This is a genomic window from Mesorhizobium sp. B1-1-5 (genome assembly GCF_006443065.1).
Classification (GTDB): Bacteria; Pseudomonadota; Alphaproteobacteria; order Rhizobiales; family Rhizobiaceae; genus Mesorhizobium.
On the sequence record NZ_VFWS01000372.1, the window covers coordinates 1 to 1,445 of the forward strand.

Consider the following 1,445-nt stretch of genomic DNA (forward strand, 5'->3'; position numbering starts at 1 on the left):
GTCCTCGATCACCTGCGAGACATTGCAGACCTTCTTGCGCGCCTTGAGGTTCTCGTCGCAGATCAGCGTCCAGTTCTCGAACGGGCGCGTGGTGCGCTGGTATTGGCCCAGTTTCACCTCCGGCGGCACCACCACGTCGGACGGTTTGATCCTGTAGGGCGCGGTCGCTTGCGCGGCGGCCAAGGACAGGCCGCCGGCAAGCGCCAGGCAGGTCAGGAGGAAAAGCCGGGCATGACGGCTGGTTGCCCCGTTCATTCCCGCCTCAGTTCAACGTGAAGCTCAGGCCGGCGCCGACACCGACATTTCCGCCCGCCGCCGTGCCCGAGACGTTGCCGCGGATACGGCCGTCCTCGCTGGTGTAGCCCGCGCCGAAGGCAAAGGCGCTGGCGTCCCGCCAGAAGCCGCCGCCCGCCGCGACGCTCAGCTTTCCGGGACGGTCGTCGTAGCGCAGCGAGGCTGCGGCGAGGCCGATTGCCGCCGCTTGCCGGGCTTCGTCGCGGATGCCGCTGATGTCCGAATTCAGCTGGCCGAGTTTCTGGTCGGTATAGTCGTTGGCCTGTTGCAGGGTCGTGGCCGCCACCTTGTCAGTATAGCTGTTGGATGTGCTGATGGCGGTGTCCAGGCCTTTGGTCAGCTGGTTGACATTGACCGCGTCGGTGCCGGCGACGCCAGGTCCGACATTGGAGATGACGACCGGCGCGTTGACGTCGCCGCCTTGCAGCGTGATGGTGTTCGTCTTGGCGCCGCCCTGCGTGTCATACGTCACCGCATTCTGGTTGAGATTTCCGACGCCGGTTTGCAGGGCCTCGATCGCCTGGTTGGAGGCGAAGAGCTGCGAACCGTTGATCGCGTCGGTGCTGTCGGCGGCGATCCGTCCGGCTGCGACATTGGTGATCGTCCTCTCCGCGCCGGCATCGCCGACGCTGACTGTTCCGGTCGGCGTGGTGCCGGCAAAGGCGTAGGTCTTGCCGTTGATGACGGTGCTGGAGGTGCCGACGGCGGTCTGCGTCACCGAGCCGGAGCCGAGCGCCACATCGTTGGCGTTGTTGGCCTGCGCGCCCTGGCCGAGCGCGACCGCGCCCGCCCCGGTAGCCGTCGAGCCATGGCCGGCGGCCAGGCTGTCGTTGCCGCTCGCCACGCTTTCGGGTCCGATCGCCACGGCGTCGGTGCCGCCGGCGATACTGTCGGCCAGCGACGAATTGGCGTGGAAGTACTTGATGCCGCCGCCATTGCTGATGGTGGTCAAGGCATTGTCGACCGCCGTGAGCCCGTCATAGACGGTCGTGTAGGTGTTGCCCTGGACGGTGTAGGTCGGCCCGGTGATCGAGCCGTCGGGGTTGAGCGTGGTGGTGCCGCCGAACAGGTTGGTCACGTTTTGCGACACGCCGCGCAGCTGCGAGACGGTGACGCCGTCGGTGTCGGCCGAGCCCGCCGCGACATTGGTG

The 1,445-nt window shown here is 67.2% G+C and carries 1 protein-coding gene and 1 pseudogene; both read right to left on the reverse strand.

Going from position 1 to position 1,445, the window contains the following annotated elements; translation table 11 throughout:
• Nucleotides 1–255: pseudogene (locus FJ980_RS31470) on the reverse strand (invasion associated locus B family protein); the annotation flags it as partial.
• Nucleotides 256–262: 7 nt separating this feature from the next.
• Nucleotides 263–1,445: YadA-like family protein (locus FJ980_RS31475; protein ID WP_181181377.1), on the reverse strand; the 1,183-nt coding region annotated here is incomplete at its 5' end.